General features: G+C 57.1%; 21 protein-coding genes. 19 read left to right on the forward strand and 2 right to left on the reverse strand.

Translation table 11 applies throughout. The annotated features are described in order from the left end of the window. The first annotated feature begins 2 nt into the window (after window positions 1–2). The 9 genes from IT895_RS05900 to IT895_RS05940 are packed head-to-tail and all read left to right on the forward strand — an operon-like array spanning window position 3 to window position 8,420. On the forward strand, window positions 3–755 hold the full coding sequence (locus IT895_RS05900) for an aspartate/glutamate racemase family protein (protein ID WP_199285010.1): 753 nt from the start codon (window positions 3–5) through the stop codon (window positions 753–755). Then, on the forward strand, window positions 752–1,204 hold the full coding sequence (locus IT895_RS05905; protein WP_199285011.1) for a DUF3830 family protein: 453 nt from the start codon (window positions 752–754) through the stop codon (window positions 1,202–1,204). The genes IT895_RS05900 and IT895_RS05905 overlap by 4 nt, the downstream gene beginning before the upstream one ends. Further along, window positions 1,201–1,932, forward strand: a complete 732-nt coding sequence (locus IT895_RS05910) for a maleate cis-trans isomerase family protein (RefSeq protein WP_199285012.1) — start codon at window positions 1,201–1,203, stop codon at window positions 1,930–1,932. The genes IT895_RS05905 and IT895_RS05910 overlap by 4 nt, the downstream gene beginning before the upstream one ends. After that, window positions 1,929–3,380, forward strand: a complete 1,452-nt coding sequence (gene hydA, locus IT895_RS05915) for a dihydropyrimidinase (protein WP_199285013.1) — start codon at window positions 1,929–1,931, stop codon at window positions 3,378–3,380. The genes IT895_RS05910 and hydA overlap by 4 nt, the downstream gene beginning before the upstream one ends. Continuing rightward, on the forward strand, window positions 3,368–3,856 hold the full coding sequence (locus tag IT895_RS05920; protein WP_085917344.1) for a tripartite tricarboxylate transporter TctB family protein: 489 nt from the start codon (window positions 3,368–3,370) through the stop codon (window positions 3,854–3,856). The genes hydA and IT895_RS05920 overlap by 13 nt, the downstream gene beginning before the upstream one ends. Further along, window positions 3,853–5,403 (forward strand): tripartite tricarboxylate transporter permease, encoded by a 1,551-nt coding sequence (locus IT895_RS05925; protein WP_199285014.1) that lies wholly within the window; start codon window positions 3,853–3,855, stop codon window positions 5,401–5,403. The genes IT895_RS05920 and IT895_RS05925 overlap by 4 nt, the downstream gene beginning before the upstream one ends. Next, window positions 5,400–6,368 (forward strand): tripartite tricarboxylate transporter substrate binding protein, encoded by a 969-nt coding sequence (locus tag IT895_RS05930; RefSeq protein ID WP_085917346.1) that lies wholly within the window; start codon window positions 5,400–5,402, stop codon window positions 6,366–6,368. Before IT895_RS05925 ends, IT895_RS05930 begins: the two co-directional genes overlap by 4 nt. Before the next feature lie 58 nt (window positions 6,369–6,426). Continuing rightward, window positions 6,427–7,935 carry an amidohydrolase family protein gene (locus tag IT895_RS05935; protein ID WP_199285015.1) on the forward strand — a complete coding sequence of 503 codons (1,509 nt, stop codon included), beginning with the start codon at window positions 6,427–6,429 and terminating at the stop codon, window positions 7,933–7,935. Then, entirely contained in the window at window positions 7,932–8,420 is a 489-nt protein-coding gene (locus IT895_RS05940) for a YgjV family protein (protein ID WP_199285016.1), read from the forward strand. The genes IT895_RS05935 and IT895_RS05940 overlap by 4 nt, the downstream gene beginning before the upstream one ends. A 20-nt stretch (window positions 8,421–8,440) precedes the next feature. Here IT895_RS05940 and IT895_RS05945 read toward each other — a convergent pair whose 3' ends face one another. Together IT895_RS05945 and IT895_RS05950 are read right to left on the reverse strand one after the other, a co-directional pair. Further along, window positions 8,441–9,805, reverse strand: a complete 1,365-nt coding sequence (locus tag IT895_RS05945) for a sensor domain-containing diguanylate cyclase (protein WP_199285017.1) — start codon at window positions 9,803–9,805, stop codon at window positions 8,441–8,443. 287 nt (window positions 9,806–10,092) lie between these two features. Beyond that, entirely contained in the window at window positions 10,093–11,127 is a 1,035-nt protein-coding gene (locus IT895_RS05950) for a LacI family DNA-binding transcriptional regulator (protein WP_233337381.1), read from the reverse strand. Between the two features lie 151 nt (window positions 11,128–11,278). Between IT895_RS05950 and ltnD the strand changes: the two genes are divergently transcribed. From ltnD to IT895_RS06000, 10 genes are all read left to right on the forward strand, one after another. Continuing rightward, the gene (ltnD, locus tag IT895_RS05955; RefSeq protein ID WP_176243615.1) at window positions 11,279–12,226 is read left to right on the forward strand and encodes an L-threonate dehydrogenase; all 948 of its coding nucleotides are present in this window, start codon (window positions 11,279–11,281) and stop codon (window positions 12,224–12,226) included. 3 nt (window positions 12,227–12,229) lie between these two features. Continuing rightward, window positions 12,230–13,525, forward strand: a complete 1,296-nt coding sequence (gene otnK, locus IT895_RS05960) for a 3-oxo-tetronate kinase (RefSeq protein WP_199285019.1) — start codon at window positions 12,230–12,232, stop codon at window positions 13,523–13,525. Next, entirely contained in the window at window positions 13,522–14,169 is a 648-nt protein-coding gene (otnC, locus tag IT895_RS05965; protein WP_085917354.1) for a 3-oxo-tetronate 4-phosphate decarboxylase, read from the forward strand. The genes otnK and otnC overlap by 4 nt, the downstream gene beginning before the upstream one ends. 54 nt (window positions 14,170–14,223) lie before the next feature. Beyond that, window positions 14,224–15,021 (forward strand): 2-oxo-tetronate isomerase, encoded by a 798-nt coding sequence (gene otnI, locus IT895_RS05970; RefSeq protein ID WP_199285020.1) that lies wholly within the window; start codon window positions 14,224–14,226, stop codon window positions 15,019–15,021. 50 nt (window positions 15,022–15,071) lie between these two features. After that, the gene (gene denD, locus IT895_RS05975; protein ID WP_199285021.1) at window positions 15,072–16,034 is read left to right on the forward strand and encodes a D-erythronate dehydrogenase; all 963 of its coding nucleotides are present in this window, start codon (window positions 15,072–15,074) and stop codon (window positions 16,032–16,034) included. 105 nt (window positions 16,035–16,139) lie between these two features. Then, window positions 16,140–17,138 (forward strand): TRAP transporter substrate-binding protein, encoded by a 999-nt coding sequence (locus tag IT895_RS05980; protein ID WP_085917357.1) that lies wholly within the window; start codon window positions 16,140–16,142, stop codon window positions 17,136–17,138. Window positions 17,139–17,197: 59 nt separating this feature from the next. Then, on the forward strand, window positions 17,198–17,761 hold the full coding sequence (locus IT895_RS05985) for a TRAP transporter small permease (RefSeq protein ID WP_085917358.1): 564 nt from the start codon (window positions 17,198–17,200) through the stop codon (window positions 17,759–17,761). After that, entirely contained in the window at window positions 17,758–19,035 is a 1,278-nt protein-coding gene (locus tag IT895_RS05990) for a TRAP transporter large permease (RefSeq protein ID WP_199285022.1), read from the forward strand. Before IT895_RS05985 ends, IT895_RS05990 begins: the two co-directional genes overlap by 4 nt. 49 nt (window positions 19,036–19,084) lie before the next feature. Further along, window positions 19,085–20,545 carry an aldehyde dehydrogenase family protein gene (locus IT895_RS05995; RefSeq protein WP_199285023.1) on the forward strand — a complete coding sequence of 487 codons (1,461 nt, stop codon included), beginning with the start codon at window positions 19,085–19,087 and terminating at the stop codon, window positions 20,543–20,545. A 30-nt stretch (window positions 20,546–20,575) separates the two neighbouring features. Then, entirely contained in the window at window positions 20,576–21,451 is an 876-nt protein-coding gene (locus tag IT895_RS06000; protein WP_085917361.1) for an NAD(P)-dependent oxidoreductase, read from the forward strand. Window positions 21,452–21,513: the final 62 nt, after the last annotated feature.

Genomic DNA, 21,513 nt, shown 5'->3' on the forward strand with positions numbered 1-21,513 from the left:
TGATGAAGCTTTTGATTGTCAATCCCAATACGTCTCACAGTGTTACCGAACTGATTGGTAATGAAGCCAGGCGCAGCGCATCGCCTGAGACCGAGCTGACATTGCGCACCGCGACGTTCGGCGTGGCTTATATCGAGACGCGGGCGGAATCGGCGATCGGTGCCTACGCCGTCATGAACGAGCTGGCCGAGCATTATCAGGGTCACGATGCTGCCCTGGTCGCGGCCTTTGGGGATCCCGGCCTGGAGGCTGCCCGGGAAATGCTGCCGATCCCGGTCGTCGGGCTGACGGAGAGTGCTCTCATGAGTGCCGCGATGCTCGGTGGCCGCATCGGGATTGTGGCCATTTCCCGCCGTATTCGCACCTGGTACAGCGAAACCGTCGATCGTTACGGCATGGCGTCACGGCTGGCGGGTATCCGTTGCCTGGACGAGCCCCTGCATGACATTGGCGCCGTGCAACAGGAGAAAAGTGAGCAGCTGGTGGCGCTATGCCAGGCAGCCGTGCATGAAGATGGCGCAGATGTGCTGATCATTGCCGGCGCGCCGTTGGCCGGTCTGGCGCGCCAGGTAGAAAGCCATATTCCTGTGCCGATCGTTGATGGGGTGAGCTGCGCGGTTCGCCAGGCCGAACTGCTCACGCGGCTGAATCCGCGCCCCGCAGAGGCAGGCAGCTATGCGGCACCGCCGACCAAGCCTTGTCAGGGCCTCTCGAGCGCTTTGGCGGCGCTGGTGGGGCGCGAGTCGATGTCATGAGCCATTCCATTTATCAACTTCGCATGAGCAGCCGAGAACTGAGCTTTATCGCCGAGACGCACCCTGACGCGCCATGCAGTGTCGATGCCCTGTTACGCCTGTTGCCCTGGCAAACGCAGATGGTGCATGTGCGGTGGAGTGGGGAAGGGGTTTGGGTGCCGCTTGGCGATAATGACTTTCAACTCCCCTGGGAAACGCCCACCCGCTATCCGGCCGTCGGCGATGTGCTGTTTTACCCCGGTGGCTACAGCGAGACCGAGATTCTAATGGCGTACGGTCCCTGTGCGTTTGCCAGCAAGCTTGGACCGATTGCTGGCAACCATGTCATGACGATCATCAAGGGCATCGAACAGTTGCCGGAACTCGGTCGTCGTTGCCTCTGGGAAGGGGCGCAGCCGTTGACGGTGACGCTTCTCGAATCCTCTGTCCATCAGGAAACCACACCATGACCCGTATCCGCTTCGGGGTGCTGACGCCTTCGTCGAATACTGCGTTGGAGCCGCTTACTTCTGCCATGTTGAGCCAGCTGCCCGACGTAAGTGCCCACTTTTCCCGGTTTACCGTCACCCAAATCGCCCTGAGTCAGCAGGCGCTTGGTCAGTTTGATAACCAAAACGTGCTCGTGGCGGCGAGCATGCTCGCCGACGCCCGCGTCAACGTGATCGGCTGGAGTGGAACCTCTGCTGGCTGGCTGGGGTTTGACCATGACGTCACGCTCTGTCGACGCATCAAGGAAGAAACCGGCATTCCGGCAACCACGTCGATGCTGGCCCTCAACGAGATTCTCGAGACCTATGAACTGCAGCGCTTCGGGCTGGTGACGCCCTATACCGGCGACGTGCAGACCCGAATTCGCTCCAATTACCGTGATGCTGGTTTCGAGGTGGTCGCCGAGGACCATCTCGGCATTAGTGAGAACTTTGCTTATGCCGAGGTCTCGCCGGAGACCCTCACGGCACAGGTCAGGCGAGTGGCCGAGGCTGGCGCGCCAGCCATTGTGGTCGCGTGTACCAATTTGTATTCCGCGCATCTGGTCCCTCAGTGGGAGGCTGAATTTGGGGTGCCGGTGCTCGATACCACCGCCACCGTGGTGTGGAAAATGCTGCAAATGACGGGGCAGGGCAGGGTTCCCGTGTCTGGCTGGGGCCGACTGATGCAAGGAGAACTGGACCAATGAATGATTTTGATAAGGTGATTCGTCATGCTCGCTGCGCCACGGCGGCGGATGTCTTTGAAGCCGACATCGGTATTCGTGACGGCATTATCGTGGCGTTGGGCAAGGGGTTGGCGGCCGGTCGGGAGGAGATCGATGCCGCCGGCCGGTGGGTCTTGCCCGGTGGCATCGATGGCCATTGTCATTTGGATCAGCCGACATCGGACGGCTCTCGCATGGCCGATGATTTTCTGACGGGCACTCGCTCGGCCGCCTGTGGTGGTACCACGACGGTGTTTCCTTTTGCGCTGCAGAAGAAGGGGCAGAGCCTGAGGTCAGCGGTAGACGACTACCATCGACGCGCTGAGGGAAAGGCCTGCATCGACTATGCCTTTCACCTGATCGTGACTGACCCGTCTCCTGAGGTGTTAGGGGTCGAACTGCCTGCGCTGATTCGTGAGGGTTACACCTCTTTCAAGATCTACATGACCTACGACGATCTGAAACTGGCTGACCGGGAGATCATTGATGTGCTGGCTGTCGCTCGAGAAAACGGCGCCATGGTCATGGTGCATGCCGAGAATGCGGACTGCATTGCCTGGTTGACCGAGCGGCTTCTGGCTCAGGGGCATACGGCACCACGCTATCATGCCGAGGCACGTCCCATGTTGGTCGAGCGTGAAGCCGCGCACCGGGCCATTGCCTATGCCGAGTTGGTCGATGTGCCGATTTTGATCGTCCATGTGTCCGGCCGTGAGGCGGTGGAGCAGGTGCGCTGGGCGCATAGCCATGGCCTGCGGATCTATGCCGAGACCTGCCCGCAATACCTGTTTCTGACGGCGGATGACCTGGGGATCACGGATGACGAGACGCATGGCGCCAAGTGTATCTGCAGCCCCCCACCCAGGGATCGCGCCAACCAGCAAGTGGTCTGGGACGGTCTCGAGAGTGGCGTCTTTCAGGTGTTTTCCTCTGATCATGCCCCCTTCACCTTTGCCGGCCCCGAGGGCAAGTTTGCCGCAGGCAACGATGCCAGCTTTGATCGTATTCCCAACGGCATTCCGGGGTTGGAAACCCGCATGGCGCTCCTTTTCAGCCATGGCGTCGAGACCGGTCGTCTGTCTATTCAGCAGTTCGTGGCCCTGACGGCCACGAACGTGGCACGCATGTACGGCCTTTATCCGCGTAAAGGCTCGATTGCGGTGGGCGCGGATGCGGATCTTGTGATTTGGGATACCGGGCTTGACCGCAAGATCCGTAATAATGACCTGCATCACGCGGTGGATTACACCCCCTATGAAGGAATGTCGGTGAGTGCCTGGCCAGCTACCACGCTGTGCCGCGGTGAGGTGGTTTGGCGCGATGGTGCCTATGCGGGAGTGGCAGGCCGTGGGCAATTCCTGCGCTGTGATTTGCCGGAACCGGCACGCCCCAAACCCAGACCCGCAGGTGGCAGCCCATGGTCGACCTGATGAACACGGTGCTTTCGCGTCGCTCCACTCGGCTTCTTGAAACGCTGATGGGGTTAGGAACACTTGCCGCCGGGCTGGTCTTCCTTCGCATTGTGCATGCCCCGACGGCTCCCTACGGTGATCCTGGTTATATTGGCTCGGCTGCCTTCTTTCCTGGACTGATGGCGCTTCTGGTCGCGGCCCTTGGCGTTGTGCTGATGCTGATGGCTTGGCGACCTCAACCGCCAACACCCATCAAAACCGGGAGAACGTCCCGCGCGCTGTCGGCTTACGTTTTGATGGTCGTTGTGGCCATCGGACTGCCGTGGTTGGGAATCTGGCTGACCAGCATGCTGGCAGTTCCGCTGCTGGCGTTGCTGTTTGGCGAGCGGCGCTGGTACATCCTGTTGATACTTGCGATTGTGCCGCCAGTGCTTGTTATCCACCTCTTCGAGGGCGTGATGGGAATCTACTTCCCCCGAGGAGGCTGGCTGTGATCGATTTTTCGATTCTCCAGCAGGGCTTGGCCATGCTGGCATCGCCATGGACTTTCCTGGCTCTATCGGGAGGGTTGGCGGGAGGCATCCTGATCGGCGCATTACCAGGGCTTACGGCGACCATGGCGGTCGCCGTCCTGGCGCCTTTTACGTTCTTCATGGACGCCACCATTGGGATACCGTTCTTGCTCGGGATCTATAAAGGGGCCATCTACGGTGGGTCGATCCCCGCCATTTTGGTTAATACCCCGGGGACGGCAGCTGCGGCGGCCTCGGCGCGAGACGGCTATGCACTGACGCTGCAGGGTAAGTCCCGCAAGGCGTTGGAGTTGAGTCTGTTCAGCTCTGTCGTGGCCGATCTTATGGCGACACTGGTTTTGATTGTGGTGGCGATTCCGCTGGCATCGATCGCCATTCGCTTTGGTTCACCTGAATTCGCACTGCTCTATCTCATTGCCCTCACCATGATTGCAACCGTGAGCGGCGGGAACGCAGCCAAGGGGTTAGCGGCGGCCGGCTTGGGTCTGCTGGTGGCGTGTATCGGGCTGGATCCAATGTCTGGCTATCAGCGGTTTACCTTTGGCAATACCGATCTGCTGGCGGGAGTCTCACTGATTCCCTTGATGATCGGCATGTTCGCGCTCAGTGAGATATTGATGCAGCTGACGCATCCACCAGAAGGTCAACAAACGGCTGGCGACGTTGAGCATGGTGGAGAGCGGCTACGTTGGGCTGAATTCTGGGTATTGCGGCCGACGATTCTGCGTTCGACCTCACTAGGCACCTTTCTCGGTTCGCTGCCGGGCCTCGGCGCTGAAATTGCCTGCTGGATCGCCTATGGTCTGGCGCGGGGCCGCTCCCGTGAGCCCGAGCGCTTTGGTGAAGGATCGCTTGAAGGCCTTGCCGCTGCCGAAGCGGGTAATAATGCCGTGGTCCCTTCAGCGCTCATCCCCATGACCGTTTTCGGTATTCCAGGCGACACCATTACCGCCGTGCTTATCGGTGCCCTCATGGCTCAGGGAATGATGCCAGGCCCACTGCTGATACAGCAAAACCCCGGTTTTCTGTTTGGTCTTTTTATGGTGCTTTTGGTGACCAACCTCCTGTTGTTGGTGTTCGGCCTGTTCGCCATTCGCTGGCTAAAGCAGGTGACGCGTATCCCGCACGCTGTGCTCTATCCCTGTGTTTTGCTGCTCTGCGTTTGTGGTGCTTATGCCGTCAATTCGAGCACTTTTGATCTTCTGATTCTGGTGTTTGGGGGTGGGGCGGGGTACCTGATGCGCCGTACCGGCTTTCCCATCGCGCCATTGATCATCGGTTTGTTGCTGGGCCCGGGTTTCGAGAGTGCATTACGTCAATCCCTGGTGTTCTCCAACGGTAGTCTGGCGATCTTTTGGTCACGCCCGATCAGTCTTGTTCTTCTCTGTCTTCTGGTCTTGGTCATTGCCTTTCTGGCATGGCGAGGGCTGAAGCCCAAGGGCGCCACTCTCAGGCTCCCATGGTCCCGTCGCAAGAAGCCACATAACGCCAACGGAGGCGACTCATGAACCATAAAACTCTTCCTCTCACACTTTTATCGGCATCCCTGGCTGCTGCCAGTCTCACTGCTGCCAGTACGGTGCTGGCACAAGAGAGCCACCTTCCCGATGAACCGATTCGTTTTGTCACCCCGTATCCTGCCGGAGGGTCCCACTCACTTCATGCCGGCATCATCACGGCCGTAGGCGAGGAGTTTCTTGGGCGCTCGCTCATCTCGGTGATTCGCGGTGGCGGCGGCGGGGCAGTGGCCGCCGCAGAAGTGGCCGGTAGCACGCCCGATGGCACCATGCTGCTGTTCGGCGATCCTACCATCAACTCGCTACGGCCTCAGGTAGAAGATCTGCCCTATGAAATGGATGACTTCGTGCCTGTCGCGCGCATCAACTATAGCCCCGCTATCTTTGTGACCACGCCGGAGCAGCCCTTCCAGACCATTGGTGAACTGGTTGAGCATGCGGGTGATCATCCTGATGAAGTGATTTATAGCTCCGACAACCGCAACGGCTTTACCTATACAGTGTTCGAGATGCTGAAAGGCGCCGCCGATGTTGAGATGCGCGGTGTGGAATTGGGCGGTGGCGGCCCAGCTGTGACCCAATTGTTGGGGGGCAATACCATGGCCTATGCTGGCGCGCCCAGTGTCGTCGGTGAACATTTGGAAGCGGGCACGCTAACGGGTCTGTGTGTGACCGATATCGAGCGCCAGGAGGCTTATCCGGATATCCCGACGTGCCAGGAAGAGGGCTATGATGTTGTCTTTCAGTTCTGGCGTGGCGTGATGGCGCCGGCGGGTACGCCCGATGAGGTAGTGGCCGAGCTTAGCGATGGCTTCGAGCGCATGACCCAGAACGAAGGGTTCCTGCGGCTGATCAGCCAGATTGGCTCTGATATCCAGTTTCAAGGACACGAAGCGTTCGCCGAGTCGCTGGCTGCCGAGCAGGCTGCCCTGCGCGAGGCCTATCTGGGCGAGTGATCTATCATACTAGGGAGACAGCCGATGCCCCCTAACGGGGGCATCGGCTGTAGGTGCTATGACCAAACTGACATTGCTGGGGCTTAGGGCGCTGGCCGAAGATGGACTTCATGTGCTTCCAGCGCCTGTCGATATCGTTATTGAAAACGGCGAGATACGCGACGTTCGCCCAACGGGCAGCGCCCCACCTGAAGGTGAGCCCGTAGATGCCCGGCATACGTTCGCAGTACCGGGGTTTCTCAATGGCCATCATCATTCCCATGAAAACTTTCATAAGGGGCGTTACGATCGTTTGCCGCTTGAGCTTTGGATGAATTATGTGCGTCCAGCTAAGCCGTTGCCGCTCACCGCTGAAGATGTCTACCTGCGGACCTTGGTGGGCGCCAGTCAGGCGCTGCTCTCGGGCACCACCTGCATCGTCGATGACTTCAACGCCTCGCCGGTGCTGCATCCAGAACATATCGAGGCGGCGATGTCAGCCTATGAGGACATTGGCATCCGCGCATTGCTGGGACCGACGCTTTTTGATGTTCCTTTCCATCAGAGTGTGCCCTTCATCCACGAGGAGTGTAGCGACGACACGTTGGCCAGTTTGGCAACCGTCAAGGCCACGCCTCCCTCCGAGTACCTGCGTTTTGTTGAAGAGCTCGCGGCGACTCGCCATCCAGATGTAAACCGGGTTGGCGTCCTGCTGGCGCCTTCAGCACCGCAGCGCTGTAGCGATGGTTTTCTGCACCAGGTGCGCGAACTTGCCGACGCTACCCAATTACCGGTAATCATCCACGTTCAAGAGACGCGCCTACAGGCCGCTTCCGCCTGGCATGAACGCGGGAAAACCCTGTTTCAGCACCTTGACGATCTGGGGTTTCTGGCACCCGGTACGTCCTTGATTCACGCCGTTTGGCTGACGCCTGACGACATTGCACGTATTGCCAGAAGCGGTGCCAGTGTTCAGCACAACCCTAATAGCAACTTGAAGCTGGGCTCTGGGCTCATGCCGATGCGTCCCTTGCTGGATGCAGGCGTCAATGTGAGCCTGGGAACAGATGGCTGTGGCTCCCTGGAGTCCACCGACATGTTGCGAGTTGTATCCAACACAGCCTTGATACATAAGTTACGCGGCAACGACTACAAACGTTGGATTGGCGCCGAAGAGGCACTTTATGCCGCCACGGAGGGCGGCGCCAAAGCCCTTGGCATGGAAGGCCGGCTAGGACGGATTGCACCAGGTCAGCGCGCCGATCTGGTGCTCTATCGTCTGGATGGTCCCGCTTTTACGCCGCTTAATGATCCTCTACGTCAGCTGGTGTTTGGTGAGAGTGGTGCGAGTATCGATTCGGTCTTTGTGGAAGGTGAACGCGTTGTGGCGGATGGCCAACTGACGCGGCTTGATCAGCGCGCCATTTCTCGGCGGATCGAGCAGGCAATGACACGACTGAGACCTGCCATTGGCGAGGCAGAAAAACAGACAGAAAGGCTTCGTCCCGCCTACGAGCGTATCTGGTCACGCTGCCAGTCCCTTCCTTTAGCGCCGGGTACCTTGTCGGCTCGACTGGACGATGTGTGAGCGAGGCATGGTTTTGGGCCCAGGGTGTCGGCGGCTTGGCTGCTTTAGCGGGTATTCTGGCGTTCCAGTGTAGACAAGATGTGAGAATGCTCTTGCTTCTGTCTGGCTCCTGCCTGGTATGGAGTCTGCATTTCATGCTGCTGGCTCAGCCCACGGCCGCTCTGCTCAATCTGATCACCGCGGTACGTAACCTGGTGGGTATTCGATATCGAGGCGCTTGGTTGGCTGCCCTTTTCATCGGTCTATATCTTATTTCAGGTGGGCTAAGCTGGCAGAGCAGTTGGGATTTTTTGCCAGTCTTTGCCGTCATCATAGGGAGTATGGGGATTTTCTTTCTTCACGGCTTACCCAGGCGTAGCGCTTTGTTATTAGGGAGTGTTCTCTGGTTGGTTTTTAATCTGCAGGCTGGGTCAGTGCCTGGTGTTATGGTGATGGGGGCTGACGCAGTATCTAACATGTATCGTATGGCTCGCTGGAAGAAGTGAATCATAATAGGATCATGTGGTTATTGATCTATATTCCGCTTTGGTCTGTAGATTCCAACGTCGTTATGGGGACGCGCATTTGATCCGGAATGCAAAGGCCCACTCATCGAGGCCGTCTGCTTATCAAGCACCATATTCCGGCCACGATCCTTGGCCTCATAGAGCAGTTGGTCAGATCGTTTTAGCAGCTCTTCGACAGACGCAATATCCTCGGACATTTCCAACACGCCACCACTGATGGCGACAATAAAAGGTGTATGGTCATGGCCAAGAAACTCGGCCTGATTGACCATCTGTCGAAGGGTTTCCGCAATCTGGGTGGCTTCCTTCTCGGTGGTGTTAGGCAAAATGACAAGAAATTCCTCGCCGCCGGTGCGAGCTACAATATCTGTGGTTCTTAATCGATCTGCCATCAATCCGGCGATTTTGGACAATACGTTGTCACCCACCAAATGGCCGTGATGATCATTGATTTTCTTAAAATGATCGACATCAAGGCTGATCAGCGAGAAAGGCGACTGATACCGCTGGTAAAGCTCCATGGCGTCGTTGAGGGCCTGCGTCAGGTAGCGCCGATTAAACAACCCTGTCAATTCATCGGTAATGGACAGGCGAGCCAGTGTATTTTCCAATTGTTTCTGGTCATCAATGTTTATCGACATGCCATGCCAGACGAGCTTGCCAAAGGGGTCTTGGATGGGCCGCGCAACCGCCCGGAACCATTGTTCGGCGCCATCTATTACCATTCGAAATTGACAGGACGCCTCCGATAAAGACCTGTAACAGTTTTGTACGGTAGCATGGACTTCTGACGAGTCGAGTGGATGAACCCTATCGAAGAAAGCCGAGGCATCTTCCTCAATGGCTGTACAAGTGATGCCAAAATAGGCGTACGAACGTTCACTGACATAAGTGAAACGCAGGGCGTCCGGTGAGTCCATTTCAAACGAGAAGAGTATTCCAGGCACGGAGGCCGCGAGATGGGTGAAGTGCTGTTGGGATTCCTGCTCGCTGGAAACGTCGATATGCGTCCCCATCATCCATTCGGTGGGGGTGCCGTCTGCCTCTTTTACCAGCATGCCGCGGTCCTGAATCCAGCACCAACTACCGTCCTTGCGTCGAACTCGGCACAGGCATTCATAAAAAGGAATTTTGTTGTCCAGATGCTGACCGATCAATTCATAGGAGCGCTTCAGGTCGTCGGGGTGGCAAAGCTGGTTCCAGGTTTCAATGGAAAGCGGTTGAATCTCATCCAGGGTGAAGCCCAGCATGGTCGCCCACCGCTCATTGAAAACCACGTCCCCGGTTCTGATATTCCATTCCCAGGTGCCAGCTCGTGTGCCGTCTATAATGGCCTTCAAACGTAATTCGGCTGAAAGATTCACGGTGAATTCTCCTCCTTTTGACGCCATAAGCGTCTGATACTTTTACCTGGAGAAAAACGTTCCGGTCCATCATCGCCCTTTGAAATCATGTGTTTTTCCGGTCTGCGTTTGGCTAAGCCACTGCGTTGCCTCAGGTTCTTGTTCATTCTTGGACAGTTACGGCCCTTGCTGCCTGCAAGAGAGCAACGTTAAAACGCCGAGTCAGTGTTAAGTTCAATGAATTCACTAAGCCCAAATATAACGTCATCGTTGAGCTTTGGTAACAGCCGCGAGGGTAAAAAGCTGGATTAAGTGCTCTCACCCAGTTGCAGCTTGAAGCCGACATCATGCTGACGGCGGACAACATTTTTACCGCTTAGCCGACGGATCAGCTCTTTGGCGGCTAAACGCCCCATTTCTTCCCGGGGGGACAGGATCGTGGTCAGTTGGGGCGTGACGTGCTGTCCAAGCGGCAGGCCATTGAATCCGGCAATAGCGATATCCTTGGGGATGTTAAGCCCCCGGCGTTGGGCAGCAAGCAGTGCGCCGGCCGCAAGGTCATCGTTGGCGAAATGAATGGCTTTAGTCTTGGGATGTCGAGCAAACACCTGGTCAAGGCTCTCGGAGCCAGCCTTTAGACTTCCCAGGGTGTCGAGTTCGACCAGTGGCGCGTCAATGCCATTGGCTTGCAACACCGCTTTATGCCCTTCATAACGCATGCTGGCCCGGTAATCCTGCGCGAGTTGTGCGCCCACATAAACAATATCCCGATAGCCTTTATCCACCAGGTGGCTGGCCATACAGCGGCCTGCAGCGACGTGATCGAGACCGACATTAAGGTCCATGCCTTTGCCCAGTTCCATCACTTCCATGATGGGGTGATCCCAGTTCGCCAGCAGTTTATGACAGGCCTTGTTATGGCGAAGTCCGGCAGTGACCAATGCCGAGCAGGACCAGCCCAGGAAGGTGCGCACTAACTGATACTCGCGATCCAGGTCGTAGTCGGTATTACCCAGCAGTATCTGATAGCCCTCGGCTTCCAGCGTTTCCTGTAACCCCTTGATGACTTCAACAAACACGCTATTGATCAGTGACGGCACGATGACGGCAATCAACCTTGAACGAGAAGAGGCCAGGCTCCCGGCGACCAGGTTAGGCACGTAGCCCAGGCGTTCCACGGCCTCTAAAACGTTGCGTCGGGTTGTGTCGCTAACCTTGGCCGGGTTGTTGAGTGCTCTCGATGCCGTAATCGGCGATACGCCTGCCGATTTGGCGACTTGGGTGAGCGTGATCTGGTCGGAGTGGCGTCGATTTTTAGCGGTATGTAAGGGATCTTTAGACATTGGTTGTATGGACCTGATGTTTAGCTTGTCAATGTAAAAATAATAATCTAAAAAGAATGATAGCGCTATCATGACAGCGCTATCATACGCCTTGAAATGACGGGCGATTTAATAAATAGCACCGTGTTGATGGCAACCAACGCAACAAAAATTGAGGTGGCAGCCAGTGAGTCAAGACAATAAACAATCACTTCAAGTAGGCGTTATTGGCCTGGGCGCCATGGGGATGGGAACCGCCTCCACCTTGCACCAGCAGGGCTTTAACGTGACCGGGTGTGATATTTCCGCTCAGGCGCGCGATGCCTTTGCGGCAGCAGGCGGGCAAAGCGTGGCAACCCCTGCTGAACTTGCTCATTGCCATATTGTGTTGGTGGTTGTCGTTAACGGGGCGCAGGCGGAACAAGTGCTGTTCGGTGAACAGGGTGTGGTAAGCCACCTGGCGCCGGGTAGCCTGATCATCCAGTGTGCAACGGTGGCGCCCAGCCAGGCAAAACAGCTTGGTGAACGTTTGTCGGCCGCGGGCTTAATGCTCCTCGATGCGCCAATTAGCGGCGGTGCCGCCAAAGCCAAAAGCGGCGAACTATCAGTGATGGCGTCCGGGGCTGAGGAGGCTTTTACCTATGGCCAGTCAGTGCTCGACGCCATGGCCGCCAAGGTGTACCGCCTTGGCGATGCCCCAGGGGTGGGTTCCAGCATGAAGCTGGTCAATCAACTCTTGGCAGGCGTGCATATTGCCACCGCGGCTGAAGCGATGGCGCTGGGGATTCGCATGGGGCTCGACCCCGACGTTATTTACGAGGTGATTACCCACTCGGCAGGCAATTCCTGGATGTTCGAAAACCGGGTGCCGCATATTCTGAGTGGCGACTACACGCCGCTTTCGGCCGTGGACATCTTCGTTAAAGATCTCAATATCGTGCATCAAACCGGACGCGAACTATCGCTATCAACGCCGGTCGCCGCCAGTGCGCTGCAGCAGTTTACTGCTGCCAGCGGTGCCGGTTTCGGTCGCGAAGATGATTCGTCGGTGATTAAAGTTTATCAGCGGTTATCGGGTATCACATTGCCAGAAGCCGCCAACGACAACCAGGGAGCCTGAACAATGGGGATGGGATCTAGCATCGTATTGGGCGCCATTGCCGATGACTTCACTGGGGCTACCGACCTTGCCAATAACCTGGTGCGTGGCGGCATGCGCTGCCTGCAGGTGATCGGTGTGCCGCAGGAGGACATTGACCTGACGCATATTGATGCGTTGGTGGTAGCGCTGAAGTCCCGTTCCTGCCCGGTGGATGAGGCCGTGGCCGACTCCCTCGCGGCGCTGGACTGGCTCCGCGGGCAGGGGGCCCGCCAGGTGTTCTTCAAGTACTGCTCCACGTTCGATTCCACCGACCAGGGCAACATCGGCCCGGTCGCTGATGCGCTGCTTGATGCGTTGGGCGCGTCTCAAACCGTCATGGTGCCCGCCTTCCCGGTTAACGGCCGTACGGTCTATCAGGGGCATCTGTTTGTGGGTGATCGATTGCTCAACGACAGCGGTATGCAGAACCACCCATTGAACCCCATGCAGGATGCGGATCTGGTGCGGGTGCTCTCGCGGCAAACATCGCACCCCGTGGGGCTAGCCAACCGCGCGGTGCTCGCCCGGGGCGCTGACGCAACGCGTAAGCATTTATCTGCGCTTGCCGACGAGGATGTGCGTCATGTGATTTGCGATTCCCTGGACGAAAAAGACCTGGATGTCCTCGCTGAAGCGACCGTTCTGATGCCCTTGGTCACTGGCGGCTCTGGTCTGGGTCAGGCGTTGCCTGCCCAGTATCGGGCCCATGGCTGGCTGGATACTATCAATGAACCAGGGCGTTTATCCCCCGCCGCGGGAAGTGCACTGGTGCTTTCCGGCAGTTGTTCCCGTGCCACGCTCGCCCAGGTGGAAAATTTTCTGACCAAACACCCCGATGGTGGCTTTGCGCTTGACCCGTTGGCGTTGGCTGAAGGAGGGCAGCAGGAAAAGGCATTGGCCTTTGCTCGGCAACGGTTGTCTCAAGAAGCCCCCATACTGATCTATGCCTCGGCTGTACCTGAAAAGGTCAATGCAGCGCAGCAAGCGCTGGGCGTTGCGCGCGCCGGTGCGCTGGTAGAAGAGGCGCTCAGCCAGTTGGCGGTCACGCTGGTCAAGGAGGGGGTTGGCCGGTTGCTGGTCGCCGGGGGCGAAACGTCAGGTGCCGTGGTATCGGCGTTGGGCATTACGGCCTTGCACATTGGCGAGCAGATCGACCCCGGCGTGCCCTGGACCCAGGCCCCGCTATACGGGCGTGAGGCACCGCTCTCCATGGCGCTGAAGTCAGGCAACTTTGGCGGCGTCGACTTCTTCACAAGAGCGTTCGAGGTGCTGGCATGAGCCTTCACGACCAGAACATCCTGCGGGATCAGATCAGCCTCCTGGGCAAGTCATTGTTTGATCGTGGCCTGACGATGGGGTCCAGCGGCAACATCAGCGTCCGCCTGGATGATGGTGGCTGGCTCATGACCCCCACTAACGCCTGCTTGGGTCGACTGGATCCAGCGCGCATTTCGCACCTGGATGACAAGGGCCAGTTGCTGGGTGGCGATAAGCCCACCAAAGAACAGTTCCTCCATATGGCGATGTATGCGGAGCGGCCTCAGTCAGGGGCGATTGTGCATCTGCACTCAACCCACTCGGTCGCCGTTTCGTGTCTGCCTGAAATAGACCAATGCGATTGTATTCCGCCGCTCACTGCTTATTACGTGATGCGGGTCGGGAAGCTGCCGCTCGTGCCCTACCACATGCCGGGTGACCCAAAGCTCGGCGACGCGGTTCGTGGCCTGGCGGGTAAACACAGCGCGGTGCTTCTGGCCAACCATGGGCCGGTGGTGGCGGGGAAAAACCTTGATGCCGCTGTGTATGCCACCGAAGAGCTGGAAGAGACAGCCAAGCTCTACCTACTGTTACGCGGCCAGAATCCCCGGGGGCTGACGCCGGAGCAGGTGGCGGATCTGGAAGCTAAATTCCCGCGGGATTAGAAGCTGTTGACGTATCGCTATCAATTAACACGCATCAAGAACAAGAGCACCGCTATGATTCGATTGGCTGCCAACCTCAGCATGCTGTTTAACGAATACAGCTTTATGGACCGCTTTTCCGCAGCTGGAAAGGCGGGCTTTAAAGGCGTCGAGTATCTGTTTCCTTATGCGTTTTCTCGTGAAGAATTGCGCCAGGCATTGCACGAATGCCAGTTGGAGCAGGTGCTGTTCAACCTGCCGCCTGGCGATTGGGAGGCGGGTGAAAGAGGTCTGGCAAGCTTGCCGGGGCGCGAAGCCGAGTTTCGTGACTCGGTGGTTGAAGCGCTGCGTTACGCCGAAACCCTCAACTGCCCGCGCGTCCATGCCATGGCCGGTTTACTCCCGGAAGGCGCTGATGCCGCTACTCAGGCTGAGCATCATGCCACCTACGTACGCAACCTTCGCTTTGCAGCGGGTGAGGCCGCCAAAGCGGGGCGAGATGTGCTCATCGAACCGATCAATACGCGTGATATGCCGGGCTTTTTTCTATCTCGCCAGGCCCAGGCCATGGCCGTCATAAAAGAGTTAGGCGCGGAAAATGTAAAGCTCCAGTTTGATCTTTATCACTGCCAAATCATGGACGGCGACTTGATCCGCCACCTTGAACGTCAGTTCAGCGCCATCGGCCATATTCAAGTCGCAGGGGTGCCAGAGCGCCACGAGCCGGATGTGGGCGAAGTCCACTATCCCGCTATTTTTGACCGTTTGAGTGCATTGGGCTATCGCGGCTGGATTGGTTGTGAGTATCGACCATGCGCCGATACCCGCGCGGGTCTAGGCTGGGGCGAACCGTGGGGGCTGACGGGACACTGACAGGGTTTAACGTAAATGAACAACAATCGCCGTCTATCAGGAGCAAAAAGATGCATATAGCCATTACGGGCGCGGCAGGTTTTCTCGGCCAGCGTTTGGTACATCAACTGCTCGCGCGTGGTGAGCTTCGCCAGCAGCCCATCACACGGTTAACGCTGATTGACCAGGTGGAAGCGCCGCAGCCCGAAGCCGGCAATGTCGCGGTGACGCCCATGGCGCTGGATATTACCGAGCCGGGCGCACTGGATCGCGTTTTTGAGCAACGCCCGGATGTTATCTACCACCTGGCAGCCGTTGTGAGTTCGGCGGCCGAAGCGGATTTTGACCTGGGGCTAAGGGTCAATTTCGATGCGACCCGTGCGCTGTTGGAAGCTTGCCGCCAGCGGGAACTGAGTGATACCCGCTTGATCATGGCCAGCTCGGTAGCGGCTTACGGCGGAGACTTGCCCGAGGTGCTGGATGATATGACGGCGCTTCACCCGCAAAACTCTTACGGCGCTCAGAAAGCCATGTCGGAGTTGTTGGTCAATGATTATAGCCGCCGAGGATTGGTCGACGGTCTTGTGCTGCGCCTGCCGACGATTGTCATTCGGCCTGGGCGGCCGAATGCGGCTGCGTCCAGCTTTGCTTCCAGTATCTTACGCGAACCACTGAATGGCGAAGAAGCGATCTGCCCGGTGCCGGTAGAACTGCCCATGTTCGTGATGTCGCCGGGTAAGGTCGTCGATGCGCTTGTCCACGGTGCAGAGGTGCCGGGTGAGGCGCTGGGCACTTTTCGGGCGTTCATGTTGCCGGGCATTACCATCACGGTGGCAGAAATGCTGGAAGCGCTGCGCGACGCAGCAGGAGAGAAAGCCTTTTCATTAGTACGCCATGAGCCCGACCCGCGCATTGAAGCCATTGTGGCAAGCTGGCCGGCGCGCTTTGACACGGCAAAAGCCAAACAGCTTGGCTTTGTAGGTGATGAAAATTTCAAACAGATTATTGATGCGTTCGTGACTGAACGCGCTTGAGTTCCTACGCGGCTAACCGCCGTAGGTAATTGCCTGGGCCAAGTTCGCACATGTGGCGATGGGCCCAAAAAACCCACCCTCAAAATAACAAAAGAGGGAATCAAGATGACTAAGAACTTTGCTCGTCACTCGCTCGTGGCCGCTATCGCTGCCATCACTACTACTGGCGTTGCACTTCAGGCCCACGCGGCGACGGAAGTCAACCTGGGCCATACCCTGTCTTCCTCGTCGCATTACTCGGTGGGCGCAGATGCCTTCAAGGAGACGCTGGAAGAGCTATCCGATGGGGCCTATACCGTGAACGAACATCCGTCGGGTTCCCTGGGCGGTGAGCGGGAAATGATTGAAGGCTTGCAGATCGGCACGGTCGACTTTGTGATTACTTCAACGGGTCCGTTGGGTAACTTCGTGCCGGAAACCTACGTGCTCGACTTGCCATTCCTATTTGAAGACTACGAAGAAGCGCGCTGCGTACTGGACAGTGATCTTGGTGATGAGCTTCTCGCCAAAATGAGTGATCACAATCTAGTGGGCCTGGCCTGGTCGGAAAATGGCTTCCGACACATGACCAACAGCCAGCGTGAGATCGCCACGCCTGAAGATGCAGAAGGTTTACGCGTTCGCACAATGGAAAATTCGGTGCACCAGGAAGCGTTTCGGCAAATGGGCGCACGTCCGACCCCCATGGCATTCCCTGAACTTTTCACGGCGCTACAACAAGGGACCGTGGATGGTCAGGAAAACCCGATCACTGTGATTGTCGCCACCAACTTCTGGGAAGTGCAGGACTACCTTTCGCTAACCGGACATGTCTATTCACCGGCTGTTGTGCTGGGGTCGCCGATTTTCATGGATGGTTTGAGCGAGGAGGAGCGTGGCTGGTTTGAGCAGGCAGCACAAGCCTCTGCTGAAGCAACCCGTGAAGAAGTTTCACGCCTGGAGCGTGAAGGCGTAGCACTGCTCGAAGAGAAAGGCATGACGGTCAAAACGGATATTGATGTTGCGCCTTTCCAGGAAGCGGTGAAGCCAGCTTACGAGATATTTACCTCTGAGTACGGCAACGAAATGCTTGAGCGCGTTCAGGAAAAAGCCAGCGATTGCTGAGCACTTCCTCCACTTCGGCCTCCAGTCTTCTGGAGGCCGTTTCTGCACGGTGACCCTTTATGCTAGCGGTATTTCTTCGTCTGGAAAGCCACTTAACACGCTTAGCCCTGCTCATTGCAGTAGTGATGCTAGCCATATCAGTGACGCTAAGTTTTTACCAAGTCCTCACTCGCTTTGTTTTTAATGCGCCTTCTACCTGGTCTGAAGTCGCCTCGCGCACGGCGATGATCTGGTGTGTGTTCATGGCCGCGGCGGCTACCTTTCGGGGTGGTTACATGATGGCGGTAGAGGTCATTTATAAACTCGTTCCAACGCGTTTTATGAAGCTACTGGAAATCGTCATTGTGGTGTGTTGCCTATTGGTGCTTGGCGTGCTGATTCATTACGGGATACAGATGACCATGCGGGTAAGTAGCCAGACCATGTCGGGCATGAATATATCGATGTCATGGGCGTATGCGGCGATTCCCATGGGGTCATGTTTTGCGATCGTTGCCGCCGTTGCAAGGTTGTTGGCGCAGTTAAATGATCGAGAGCAGGTGGGTCCGGAAAATAGCGAGACGTTACCAGAGGCAGAGCTGCCTCAAGAGGGCGACTTGCCAAAAGGAGGATCTCAGCCATGAACATGGTGATTGGTCTGTCCTTGATCATTCTATTTACGGTCGGTGTGCCGATTGCTATTTCCATCATTCTGGCATCGATTATCGGCATTGAGTTCTTCACTCGGTTGCCATTACTGCTGGTGCCTCAGCAGATGTTTATCGGCATTGATAAGTTCCCATTAATGGCCATTCCTTTCTTTATTCTCGCCGGTAACCTGATGGCGGCAGGCGGAATATCTCAACGCCTGGTGGATCTGGCCAAGTCCATCGTAGGGAGGGTGCAGGGCGGTCTGGCGATGTCCTGTGTACTGACATGCATGATGTTTGCAGCGGTCTCAGGGTCAAGTGTGGCCACAACCTTTGCGATCGGTGCCATTTTGATTCCCGCCATGGTGAAACATGGCTATCCCAGGCCGTTGGCGGCCTCCATTCAGGCCACGTCTGCGGAGCTAGGGGTGCTTATTCCGCCGTCGATTCCGTTGATTTTGTATGGTGTGAGTACCGATACGTCCATTGGGCAGCTATTTCTTGCAGGCGTGGGGCCAGGCATATTGATTGGCAGCGCGCTGATCATCTTTCTTTATCTTTTCTGTAAGGTGCGGGGCTTTGGTAAAGAAGATTATAAAGACAGCACCGGCTTTATGGTCTCGGTCAAGCGTGCGTGGGTGGCAATGCTCATGCCAGTGGTCGTCATCGGGGGGATTTACGGTGGTGTGTTCACGCCTACCGAAGCATCAGCTGTGGCGGTATTTTTTGCCCTCATCGTCGGTGGCTTCTACTACCGTGAATTAAAAATAGACGATATTTTGCCGATTTTTCGCCAAAGCGTGATCTCTACCGCCGCCGTCATGCTGATCATTGCGGCGGCCTCGCTATTTAGTTTTCTTCTCAGCCGCACGGGACTCCCCGCGCAAATCGCCACCCTGGTGACCAACACGATCAATGACCCCATGATGTTCCTGCTGGTGGTCAATGGGTTGCTGTTATTCGTCGGTATGTTTATTGAAACGTCCGCCGCCATTCTGGTGCTGGCCCCCATCTTGACCCCGATCGCGATGCAGTTCGGCATTCATCCCGTTCATTTTGGCCTTGTGATGGTGGTTAACCTGGCCCTTGGCATGATTACACCGCCGTTGGGCGTGAATCTCTTTGCAGCTTGTGCGGTGGCCAAGATATCGATCGATCAGATGCTGCCCTGGTTGGTTCGTTTTGTACTGGTGATCTTGGCGTGTTTGATGGCGATTACCTATATGCCGTGGATTTCGCTTGGGTTGGTGGATTTTCTTTATGGTTAGGTGAGTGGCTTTGAAGTGAATCAAACAAGGACAATAACAGGAGTATTTCATGTTGAAGACGACGGACTTTCCGCCACAACAGGCCCTCATTGGTGGTGATTGGGTGAATTCCGCCACCACGCTGGAGGTAGAGGCACCTGCCACGGGGGAGCCATTGACACGCATTGCGCGCTGTCAGCCAGACCATGTAGATGCCGCGGTAAAGGCAGCGCAGCAGTCTTTTTCCGGCCAGTCAGGTGAATGGGCCAGTTGGTCCGCCCGCCAACGCAGTGAATGGTTACTTCGTTTCGCCGATACTATCGAAGGGCATCAGGAACAGCTGGCGCAGCTTGAGTGTGCCGACACCGGTAAGCCCATGGCACAGGCCAAGGGCGATATTGCTGCCTGCGCCCGCTATTTTCGCTTCTACGGTGGTGCGGCTGACAAGCTGCATGGTGAAACCATTCCTTTTGAAACCGATTTCGCCGTGATGACGCTGCGCGAGCCTTACGGTGTTTGCGCCCAGATTATTCCCTGGAACTACCCGTCACAGATTTTTGGACGCTGTGTGGCGGCAGCGTTGGCGGCTGGAAATACGATTGTGCTCAAACCGGCGGAAGACGCCTGTTTAAGCGTTCTACGCTTGGCGGAGCTGGCCGTGGATCATGGTTTACCCGCCGGTGCGCTTAACGTGGTGCCAGGGCTTGGCTCTGAGGCGGGGGCTGCGTTGGCGTCACACCCTGATATTGATCATCTCTCTTTTACGGGGTCGCCTGAAACGGGTACGCACGTCGCCCAAGCGGCCGCGCAGCATCATGTTCCTGTGACATTGGAGTTGGGGGGCAAATCGCCTCAATTGGTGTTTGCGGATGCGGATCTCGATGCGGCGCTTCCCGCCGTCATCAAAGGGATTATTCAAAACGCTGGGCAGACGTGTTCAGCGGGCAGCCGCCTCCTGGTTCAGCGCGAGATCGCCGATAGCGTCGTCGCGAATCTTTGTGAGCGCTTCGCTGCCCTGCGCTGTGATGCAGGTGAAGCGGATGCTGACTGTGGCCCGCTGATCAATGCGCGTCAGAAAGCCAAGCTGGAAGAACGTCTGGCCGCCGCCAAAGCGGATGGCATCCGCGTGGCGGCAATGGGGCAGTTGGCACCCAATGCACCCACTGGCGGTCATTTCGTACTTCCTCAACTGCTTACGGATATCCCCAAAGGGCATGAAGTGCTTCACGAGGAGTTGTTTGGCCCTGTGCTGGTGGTGCAGGTGTTTGAAGATGAAGCAGAAGCTCTCGCATTGGCCAACGCCACGGATTTTGGCCTGTGCGCCGGTATATGGACCCGCGATGGTGGTCGCCAGCTACGCTTGGCCAAAGGCATTCGCAGCGGCCAGGTATTCGTCAATAACTACGGGGCCGCCGGGGGCGTGGAGCTTCCTTTCGGCGGCGTTGGCCGCTCTGGCCATGGCCGGGAGAAAGGCTTTGAGGGCTTGCGCAGCTATACACGGATCAAGACCGTCGCGATCAAGCACAACTAGGATGTCAGCAATATAAATGGAGCGATAACAATGACAACATCTCGACAGGTAGGCATTGTCGGTGTGGGCCTGATGGGCCATGGTATTGCCAATAGCCTGCTGCGTGCAGGCCATGAGGTCAGCTTTCTTGAACATCCAGGTAATCAGCCTGTGGATGATCTCATGGCAGCCGGTGCCATCCCGCTGAGTTCGGGCCGGGAAGTAGCACAAAATGCAGAGGTGGTGATTTTATGCGTCACCGGATCGCCGCAAGTAGAAGCGGTGCTCTTTGAGCCCAACGGCGTTCTGGAAGGCTTAAAGCCCGGCAGTGTCGTCGTCGACTGTTCTACCGCACTACCCAGTTCGACAGAAACAGTGGCAGCCAGGGTGGTGGCGGCAGGTGGCCGGTTTATGGATGCGGCGATGACGCGTACCCCTAAAGAAGCGGAAGAGGGACGGCTTAATCTGATTGTCGGCGCCCCGACGGCGTTATTCGATGAAACCCTGCCACTACTGCAGGGGTTTGCCGAAAACATTGCCCATGCTGGGGACGTAGGCGCCGGGCATACGCTAAAGCTACTGCATAACTTTGTGTCGTTGGGCTTTTCGGCGGTGCTGGCCGAGGCCACGGCTGCTTCTCGCAAGGCGGGTATTAGCGACAGCGCGCTGTTGGAAGTGCTGGGAGCGGGTGGCGGAGGAGGCGTTGTACTGGAGCGACTGCGCCCTTATATCGTTGGCAATGACCCCTCGGGTTTCAAGTTCACCGTTGCCAATGCCACTAAAGACCTGGGTTACTATCACACCATGACCAACGAACTGGGGGTGGAGCGTGGCGTTGCCGAGGCAGTTCATGCCCTTTATACGTCTATCGACGACACGACAGCGGCTGTGCCGGAGGTGATCGGTGTTCTGGAGAAGCGAACTTAGCCTGATTATGCGGAAAGCTCCGCCCCGTCGGGCGGAGGCATCCAAAAATAGCAGATGCTGTC

The sequence above is a fragment of the Halomonas sp. A40-4 genome (assembly GCF_015767635.1).
Lineage (GTDB): Bacteria > Pseudomonadota > Gammaproteobacteria > Pseudomonadales > Halomonadaceae > Vreelandella > Vreelandella janggokensis.

What these genes read in the sequence shown, in the direction of transcription:
- IT895_RS06000 (WP_085917361.1), top strand. Translation starts at nt 20,576, where the DNA reads ATGACAACATCTCGACAGGTAGGCATTGTCGGTGTGGGCCTGATGGGC.
- denD (WP_199285021.1), top strand. Translation starts at nt 15,072, where the DNA reads ATGCATATAGCCATTACGGGCGCGGCAGGTTTTCTCGGCCAGCGTTTG.
- IT895_RS05980 (WP_085917357.1), top strand. Translation starts at nt 16,140, where the DNA reads ATGACTAAGAACTTTGCTCGTCACTCGCTCGTGGCCGCTATCGCTGCC.
- hydA (WP_199285013.1), top strand. Translation starts at nt 1,929, where the DNA reads ATGAATGATTTTGATAAGGTGATTCGTCATGCTCGCTGCGCCACGGCG.
- IT895_RS05905 (WP_199285011.1), top strand. Translation starts at nt 752, where the DNA reads ATGAGCCATTCCATTTATCAACTTCGCATGAGCAGCCGAGAACTGAGC.
- IT895_RS05950 (WP_233337381.1), bottom strand. Translation starts at nt 11,127, where the DNA reads ATGTCTAAAGATCCCTTACATACCGCTAAAAATCGACGCCACTCCGAC.
- IT895_RS05900 (WP_199285010.1), top strand. Translation starts at nt 3, where the DNA reads ATGAAGCTTTTGATTGTCAATCCCAATACGTCTCACAGTGTTACCGAA.
- IT895_RS05920 (WP_085917344.1), top strand. Translation starts at nt 3,368, where the DNA reads ATGGTCGACCTGATGAACACGGTGCTTTCGCGTCGCTCCACTCGGCTT.
- IT895_RS05930 (WP_085917346.1), top strand. Translation starts at nt 5,400, where the DNA reads ATGAACCATAAAACTCTTCCTCTCACACTTTTATCGGCATCCCTGGCT.
- otnI (WP_199285020.1), top strand. Translation starts at nt 14,224, where the DNA reads ATGATTCGATTGGCTGCCAACCTCAGCATGCTGTTTAACGAATACAGC.
- IT895_RS05910 (WP_199285012.1), top strand. Translation starts at nt 1,201, where the DNA reads ATGACCCGTATCCGCTTCGGGGTGCTGACGCCTTCGTCGAATACTGCG.
- IT895_RS05935 (WP_199285015.1), top strand. Translation starts at nt 6,427, where the DNA reads ATGACCAAACTGACATTGCTGGGGCTTAGGGCGCTGGCCGAAGATGGA.
- IT895_RS05985 (WP_085917358.1), top strand. Translation starts at nt 17,198, where the DNA reads ATGCTAGCGGTATTTCTTCGTCTGGAAAGCCACTTAACACGCTTAGCC.
- IT895_RS05995 (WP_199285023.1), top strand. Translation starts at nt 19,085, where the DNA reads ATGTTGAAGACGACGGACTTTCCGCCACAACAGGCCCTCATTGGTGGT.
- otnK (WP_199285019.1), top strand. Translation starts at nt 12,230, where the DNA reads ATGGGGATGGGATCTAGCATCGTATTGGGCGCCATTGCCGATGACTTC.
- IT895_RS05990 (WP_199285022.1), top strand. Translation starts at nt 17,758, where the DNA reads ATGAACATGGTGATTGGTCTGTCCTTGATCATTCTATTTACGGTCGGT.
- otnC (WP_085917354.1), top strand. Translation starts at nt 13,522, where the DNA reads ATGAGCCTTCACGACCAGAACATCCTGCGGGATCAGATCAGCCTCCTG.